This window comes from Roseomonas chloroacetimidivorans, from assembly GCF_049629625.1.
GTDB classification, from domain to species: domain Bacteria; phylum Pseudomonadota; class Alphaproteobacteria; order Acetobacterales; family Acetobacteraceae; genus Roseomonas; species Roseomonas chloroacetimidivorans.
The window spans coordinates 19,910-27,706 of the sequence record NZ_JBNBZS010000069.1 but is presented as its reverse complement, the minus strand read 5'-3'; the positions used below and the strand labels follow the sequence as shown (position 1 = coordinate 27,706).

Sequence of the window (7,797 nt, the reverse complement as noted above, 5' to 3'; positions counted from 1 at the left end):
CTGAAGGGCGAGAACCAGTTGCCCAAGCTCATCCAGGGCGTCACATTCAAGAACGGCGTCGAGGTCACCAACACGCCAGCACAGAACGCCGCCTGATCACCGCGTCACCCAAATTCCCGCATAGCTCCCCCCGGTGCCGCTGCTTCGGAATGTGATGCCGGCGATCCCGATGGGCTTTGAAAGGCAAGCAGGGTGTCCCTGTCCGGTGGTAGGGCCTCGCCCCCTCCCCATCCTACCCTGCGACCGCGTCAAGACCGATCCACGCACCAAGGTCCGCCCATAGCGCAAACGAAATGTCTGCCAAGAGGGCCCGATGTGAAGCGCGCGCCCGAGGCAGCAGCGGCCCGACCGCTGCCCAGAGGTCAGCAGGATCAAGGAGCGCCATCACCGCCCAAGGTGTCAGCAAAGGTTTTGTCCCGAGTTTCAGTCCCCAAGAAGCCCTGCTATCGTCCCACCTGTTACGCCGCCCTCGCGCCCGTCGGGCGAGGGGTTGCCCGAGACACATTCGCTGTGGCAAAATTCCTAGCCTCGAGTTCCAGACTTCACGTTGCGCAGCTTGCGTCTCGCACGGCCAAGGCTGGTTCGGGAAATGGCGCACTCACACGATTGACCAATGCAGGGCCTGAATGACGGCAACCTTGGGAATGCGTCAGCAAGCTTTGACTGGCGCCAGATCGACTGGGAAGGACTGCGTCAGCGGCAACGTCTCAGCTACGGGCTTCACCATTGACGGCCCTCTTCTGATCAAGGTGCGGCGCTTCGGCGACCACCGGGGCTACTTCATGGAGACCTTCAGCCAGCGTGACTTCGAGGCCGTCGGGGTTCCTGACGTCTTCGTGCAGGACAACCAATCGCTCTCCGCCGCTGTCGGGACGCTCCGGGGCATGCATTTCCAGGCGCCGCCGCATGCCCAGGCCAAGCTCGTCCGGGTTCTGCGCGGCGCCATCCTCGACGTCGTAGTGGACATACGCCGTGGCTCACCGAGCTTCGGGCACCACGTGGCGGTCGAGTTGGCCGCCGATACCGGGGAGCAGTTCTACGTTCCTGCCGGCTTCGCCCATGGCTTTCTGACCCTCCTCCCCGATACCGAGGTCGCCTACAAGGTGAACGACTACTACGCGCCGGACTGTGACCGGGGCATCGCCTGGGATGACCCCGAACTGGCACTACCCTGGCCGGATTTTGCTGCCGTGGATCTGCCTGAAGGGCCTGTGCTCTCGGAAAAGGATCAGCGACATCCGTGTCTGCGCGACCTGCCGGCCTGCTTCTGAGCCCCCGACCATGCGCGTGATCGTCACCGGCGGCGCCGGCTTCATCGGATCGGCCCTGGTTCGTCACCTCGTGCTGGATCTCGGGCAAGAGGTGCTGGTCATCGACAAGCTGACCTATGCCGGCGACCGCCGGACGCTGGCGGCCTGCGAGGGCCGGCCGGGCTTCGCCTTCCTGCAGGCCGACATCTGCGATGCGGAAGCCATGCGCGCCGCCTTCGCCGACTACCCGCCGGACGCGGTGATGCACCTGGCCGCCGAGAGCCATGTGGACCGCTCCATCGCCTCCGCTGCCCCGTTTATCCAGACCAATGTGATGGGGACCTTCGCCCTGCTGGAGGCCGCGCGGTCCCTGGTGGCCGGCTACGACCCAGCCCGGCGCGCCGCCTTCCGCTTCCTCCACGTCTCGACGGACGAGGTCTTCGGCTCCCTCAGCCCTACCGGCGCCTTCACGGAGGAGACGCCCTACGACCCGCGCTCCCCCTACTCCGCCAGCAAGGCCGGCTCGGACCACCTGGCGCGCGCCTGGCACGAGACCTATGGCCTACCGACGATCGTTACTAACTGCTCAAACAACTACGGGCCCTACCACTTCCCCGAGAAGCTCATCCCGCTCGTCACGCTGAATGCGCTCGAGGGCAAGCCCCTGCCCGTCTATGGCGATGGCGGGAACATCCGGGACTGGCTCTTCGTGGAGGACCACGCCCGCGCCCTGGTGGCGGCACTCACCCGCGGCACGCCCGGCCAGACCTACAACATCGGTGGCCGGGCGGAGCGCACCAACCTCCAGGTGGTCCACGCCATCTGCGACACGCTGGACCGCCTGCGCCCCACCTCCACCCCGCGCCGGGAGCTGATCTCCTTCGTGGCGGATCGCCCGGGCCACGACCGCCGCTACGCCATCGACCCCGCCAAGGCCGAGCGCGAACTGGGCTGGCGCTCCACGGTCACCTTTGAGCAAGGGATCGAGCGCACCCTGCGCTGGTACCTGGAGAACGAGGCCTGGTGGCGGCCGCTCCGCGAGAAATACGCCGGGGAACGCCTTGGCCTCCTCCCCGATCCTGTGAAAGGCGCGGCCTGATGCGCATCCTTGTGGCCGGCCGCACGGGCCAGCTCGCACTCGAGCTGCTGGATCGTCTCCCGGGAGATGGGCACGAGGTGGTCGCGCAGGAGGCGCCGGAACTAGATCTGACTGACCCGGCCTCCATCGCCCGTGCCGTGAATGCGTCCGCGCCGGACGCGATCGTCAATGCCGCCGCCTATACCGCCGTCGACAAGGCCGAGAGCCAGCGCGACCTCGCCTTTGCCGTGAACGCGACCGGCGCCGGGCTCCTCGCCGAAGCCGCCGCCGCCCGCGGCCTGCCCTTCGTCCACATCTCTACCGACTACGTCTTCCCCGGCGACGGTGGCGCGCCCTATGCGGAGGACGCCCCGACCGGCCCGATCGGCGTCTACGGGGAATCCAAGCTGGAAGGGGAGCGGGTGGTCATGGCCGCGAATCCGCGCAGCGCCGTCATCCGCACGGCCTGGGTCTGCAGTCCGCACGGCACCAACTTCCTCAAGACTATGCTGCGCGTCGGGCAGGAGCGCGAGACCGTCTCCGTCGTGGCCGACCAGCACGGCGCGCCGACCTTCGCTGCCGAGCTGGCCGACGCCATCGCCCGCATGCTGCCTCGCCTGACCAATGCCTCGGCCGGGGACGAGGCTTTCGGCCTCTTCCATCTCACGGGCGCCCCCCATGCGACCTGGCACGACTTCGCCGCCGCCATCTTCGAGGGCGCCGCCGCGCGCGGGCTGAGGACGCCGCAACTGCGCGCCATCACCACCGCGGAGTACCCGACCCCCGCCCGCCGCCCCGCCGATGGGCGGCTGGATTGCGGGCGGATCGCGCGCATCCACGGCATCCAGCCGGCTGACTGGCGCCGCTCACTCTCGGTGTGTCTCGACATCCTGATCGGCCCCAGGGGGACCACCTCTTGAAGGGCATCATCCTCGCCGGCGGCAGCGGCACGCGGCTCTACCCCGCCACCATGGCGGTCTCGAAGCAGCTTCTGCCCGTCTACGACAAGCCGATGATCTACTACCCGCTCTCCGTGCTCATGCTCGCCGGGATCCGGGAGGTGCTGATCATCTCCACCCCGCACGACCTGCCCCTGTTCCGGCGCCTCCTCGGCACGGGCGAGCAGTGGGGCATCCGCCTCTCCTACATCGCCCAGCCCAGCCCCGACGGCCTCGCCCAGGCCTTCATCCTCGGCGAGGAGTTCCTGGCCGGCGCCCCCTCCGCCCTCGTGCTCGGCGACAACATCTTCCATGGCTACGAGCTGGACGAGCGCTTGGCCGAGGCCCGCAACAAGGGCCCCGGCGCCTCCGTCTTCGCCTATCGCGTGGCCGACCCCGAGCGCTACGGCGTGGTGGAGTTCGACGGGGCCTACCGCGCCCTCTCGCTCGAGGAGAAGCCGGAGCGCCCCCGCTCCGACTGGGCCGTCACCGGCCTCTACTTCTACGACGTCCGCGCCCCCGAGATGGCCCGCCGCGTGAAGCCCTCCCCGCGCGGCGAGCTGGAGATCACCGACCTCAACCGCCTCTACCTGGAGGAAGGAAGCCTCTCCGTCGTCCGCCTCGGCCGCGGCTACGCTTGGCTGGATACCGGGACCCATGACAGCCTCCTGGAGGCCGGCGAGTACGTGCGCGCCATCGAGAAGCGCACCGGCATGAAGGTGGCCGCGCCGGAGGAAGTGGCCTGGCGTATGGGCTTCATCGACGACAACGCCCTCCGCACCCTGGCGGCGAAGCAGAGGAAGAGCGGCTACGGGGCATATCTGGAGGGGCTGCTGAACCAGCGGCGGTGACCTTGCCCCCTTCTCAGTGCAGCCCCCGGTTGTTAAGGCGATCCGGTGAACGAAGCGCCGTGACCAGCCCCCCGCCGATTCCCTCCGAACCACCCTCTCCCGTGCAGGCCGGGGAGGGATGCGAGCCGGCCGTTACAGCCGCCGCGCTTACTATTCAGATGCGGCGGGACCGGAAACGCCTGAAGGACGTGCAGGCCGAGTTGGAGGTCCTGCGCGCCAAGGTCCTGCGGATGCAGTCGCACCCTGCCCGCATTGCCTTGATGCGGGCTCGCCGGATCAGGCAGCGGCTGACCTCGCCGATTTCCAGCCTCCTACAGGGCTTCCGCACCAGGGCAGAACTGCCGGTGGCTCAGGAGGCCCCGCCTCATCCACTGGCCGAGCTGCTACCGGCCAGTCGCGGGCAGGTCCTGGTCATCGACGACCACTGGCCCCAGCCGGACCGCGATTCGGGCTCGGTTGATATCGTGAACCTTATCCGGTGCCTGGGGGAACTCGGCTTCGACGTCCTGCTCGCCGCGGCCCGGGACCATGAGGATCCTTCCCCCGCCCGAGATGCGCTGGCTGCTCTGGGCATCCACTGCCTAACGATGGCCGATGCCCCCTCCGTGGAGACCTTCCTGAGGGACAGCGGCGGTTCCCTCGACCTTTGCATCCTCTGCCGCGTCTATTGCGGCGGCCGATTCCTGGAACAGGTGCTTCGGGACGCGCCGCAGGCCCGCATTGTCTTCAACTCCATCGACCTCGCCTTCCTGCGCGAGGAGCGCCGGGCGCTCCAGGCGGGCGATGAGGCCAGTCTGGCCGCCGCCGGGATAGTGCGCGAGCGGGAGGAGGCAATCATCCGAGGGAGCGACGCCACCATCGTCGTCTCCCGGGCGGAGTTGGAGCTGCTGGCGAGGGAGATACCGGAAGCACTGGTGGCAGAACTACCCCTCGCCCGTCCTCTCGCTCCGCCCACCGCGCCTTTCGCCCGCCGCCGGGGCATCGGCTTCATCGGTGGCTTCGCCCACGTCCCGAACGTCGATGCGATCCGGCACTTCCTCTCCGCCATATGGCCCCTCGTGCTGCGGGACCTTCCGGAGGTCGACATGACCATTGTCGGCAGCGATTTCCCGCCCGGCCTGCTCGAGGGGGTTCCGGGCCGGGTGCGGGCCCTCGGGCACCTGCCGGATGTGGGCCCTTGGTTCGAGGGGCTTCGCCTCACCGTGGCACCGCTCACCTTCGGCGCGGGGGCGAAGGGCAAGGTCGCCTCCAGCCTCGCCGCCGGGGTGCCCTGCATCGCGACGCCCGTGGCCACGGAGGGCATGTCGCTGCGTGACGGCGGCGGCGTGCTGATCGCGGCCGAACCGGAGGAGTTCGCGGCCCGGCTGCGGGAGGCCTACACGGACGAGGCTCTGTGGGGCCGGCTCTCCGCCGGGGGCTTGGCCTATGCCGCTTCCCACCTCTCGCTCGACGCCTGGCGGGCAAGGCTGAACGCGCTGCTCCGAACGATGGCGCTGTAGCACCGCCCGTCCGGGCAGGGTTGGTGGTTCCACCTCTGGCGTAGTGCTAAGGGCAAGCCCTTGGCGAACCCTGGAACATCGGACGGAATGGCGCTCGCAACACCTCAAAGGGAGAGCTGGGCTGCGGCGGCCCGGCTCTCCGCGTGGCTCAGTATCGCGGGGCTGAGCCTCTGGCTGCGAACAGGCTTCCCGGTGCACGCGATTGGCAGCGCGGAGGCCGATGACGCGCTCTTCATCCGGCTTGCCCGCTCCCTTCTCGCCGGCGACTGGCTGGGTTCCTACGATAATCTCACCCTGGCTAAGGGGATGTTCTATCCCCTTTTTATCGCCACTTCGTCCTTCCTCTCCATTCCGCTGCGCGTGGCGGAGCAGGCCTGCTATCTTGGGGCTTCCGCCCTGGCGGCCGTCTTTGTGCTGCGCTGCACGGGCCGCCGCTGGCTCAGCCTGGTGATCTTTGCGGTCCTCGCATTCAACCCGGCCCTCTGGTCGCTATCCCTGGCCCGGGTCATCCGCGAAAATCTCTATATCAGCCTGTCGCTCCTCCTGGTTCTCCTCACTGCTCTGGCCGCGTTCCCGCCGGCCGCGTCGAAGCCCTGGCACCGGGCGGCTCTGGGCGTCTGCCTGGGCCTCGTTGCGGCTGGTTACTGGCTGACGCGAGAGGAGGGCCTCTGGCTTCTGCCCGCCCTCGCCGTGATCCTCCTCACGGCTCTGGCCGGCCTTCTCTGGCCGGGACTTCTCTGGCCGGGACGGAGGGACATGAGGCCGGCTGGCGCGGACCGCTTCATCGTCCGCCTCTCCGTGTCGGCGCTGCCGCTGCTGCTGGCGGCGGGAGTTTTCGCCGCGGGGCTCGGTACGGTGTCCCGGTTGAACGCTGCCTATTACGGCGTGAGCGAGAACAACGAATTCAAATCCAGGGCCTTCGAGCGAGGCTACGGCGCGCTTTCGCGCATCCGGCACGACCAGTGGCGCCGCCTGGTCGTGTTCCCACGCGATGCGCGCCAGCGCGCCTACGCTGTCAGCCCTGCCGCGCGGGAGCTGGAGCCGTATTTCGAAGGGGCCGGGGGTGAGGGGTGGCGCCGGGTGGGCTGCACGCAATCCCAGATGCCCAGCGCGGCGGAATGCCCCGAGATCCTCGCGGGCTGGTTCATGTGGGCTTTGCGGGATGCCGTCACCGCCGCGGGGCATGGCCGCTCGGCGGTAGCCGCGCGCGACTTCTACCTGCGTCTGGCGACCGAGATCGACGAGGCCTGTGACAGCGGCCGGTTGGACTGCCTGCCCCGCCGTGCCACGCTCGCACCGCCTTTCCGCGCCGAGTACCTCCGCTACGCAGCCAGCGCGGCCGTAACACTGCTGGAGCGCCTGTTCACCATGCGGGAGGGCCCCGTCGGGTCAGCTCCCAGCATCGGCCCGCGCTCCGCGATCCAGGCCTTCGCCGATGCAGTTGGACCGGTCTTCCCCCCCGATGGCCCACAACGCCGGCTGCAGGGCTGGGTCGGCGCCACGGCCGGCCGTCCTGACATCAGCCTGCGCGGGCCCGAGGGGATCATGGTGTCGGCCACTGTTGCACGCTGGGGGGGCGACTACATCCGCGGCACCTACCCCGACATGAACGGGCTCGCCTTCGCGCTGGAGACGTCCTGCCCACCATCGCAGTGCGAGATCGTCGTGGAGGTGGAGAATGGCTCGCTCGTGAGCATCCCCTGGGACAGCGTGCGCCAGGGCATGATCCTGGATACCGGGGCCGTCCGGATTTACGGCGACCTGGTGACGAGCCTGGACACTGACCTGATGGGGTCGCGCCGGCGAGCCGTGCAGACGCAAATCGCCGCAGCCATCGGTGCGGGCTATGCCGTGGCCTTCCCCGTCCTGGGGGGGCTGGGAGGGATCGGCCTGCTGCTCGCCCTGGTCCGCCACCGCGGCCGGCCCGTGCCGTTGTGCCTGCTCGCGCTTGTGCTCGGCTGCGGCGCGGCCTTCTCAGCCCGCCTGGCCCTGCTCGCCTATCTCGACGCCACCTCGATCCCCTCGGCAAACCTGCTCTACATATCTCCGGCTCTGCCCTTTGCCATCATCTTCTCGGTCCTGGGCACCTGGCTCGGCCTCCGGGCACTGACAACGGGCAGGGCAGAGGCGCCGGGATAGTCCTGCACCCGGCCGGCGATACTTTGTGGTTTCAGGAGCCTC

The 7,797-nt window shown here is 68.8% G+C and carries 6 protein-coding genes; all 6 read left to right on the top strand.

Annotation, left to right across the window (positions count from 1 at the left end; translation table 11 throughout):
- Nucleotides 1-644: 644 nt before the first annotated feature.
- The 6 genes from rfbC (at nucleotide 645) to ACO1BU_RS28745 (ending at nucleotide 7,755) form a co-directional block, all read left to right on the top strand.
- The gene (rfbC, locus tag ACO1BU_RS28770) at nucleotides 645-1,271 is read left to right on the top strand and encodes a dTDP-4-dehydrorhamnose 3,5-epimerase (RefSeq protein ID WP_424139402.1); all 627 of its coding nucleotides are present in this window, start codon (nucleotides 645-647) and stop codon (nucleotides 1,269-1,271) included.
- 10 nt (nucleotides 1,272-1,281) lie between these two features.
- Nucleotides 1,282-2,349, top strand: coding sequence for a dTDP-glucose 4,6-dehydratase (rfbB, locus tag ACO1BU_RS28765; RefSeq protein WP_424139401.1), 1,068 nt, complete (start codon nucleotides 1,282-1,284; stop codon nucleotides 2,347-2,349).
- Nucleotides 2,349-3,248, top strand: coding sequence for a dTDP-4-dehydrorhamnose reductase (rfbD, locus tag ACO1BU_RS28760; protein WP_424139400.1), 900 nt, complete (start codon nucleotides 2,349-2,351; stop codon nucleotides 3,246-3,248). The genes rfbB and rfbD overlap by 1 nt, the downstream gene beginning before the upstream one ends.
- On the top strand, nucleotides 3,245-4,117 hold the full coding sequence (gene rfbA / locus ACO1BU_RS28755; protein WP_424139399.1) for a glucose-1-phosphate thymidylyltransferase RfbA: 873 nt from the start codon (nucleotides 3,245-3,247) through the stop codon (nucleotides 4,115-4,117). The genes rfbD and rfbA overlap by 4 nt, the downstream gene beginning before the upstream one ends.
- A gap of 59 nt (nucleotides 4,118-4,176) precedes the next feature.
- The gene (locus tag ACO1BU_RS28750) at nucleotides 4,177-5,616 is read left to right on the top strand and encodes a glycosyltransferase family 4 protein (RefSeq protein WP_424139398.1); all 1,440 of its coding nucleotides are present in this window, start codon (nucleotides 4,177-4,179) and stop codon (nucleotides 5,614-5,616) included.
- An 87-nt stretch (nucleotides 5,617-5,703) separates the two neighbouring features.
- Nucleotides 5,704-7,755, top strand: coding sequence for a hypothetical protein (locus ACO1BU_RS28745; RefSeq protein WP_424139397.1), 2,052 nt, complete (start codon nucleotides 5,704-5,706; stop codon nucleotides 7,753-7,755).
- Nucleotides 7,756-7,797 lie beyond the last annotated feature (42 nt).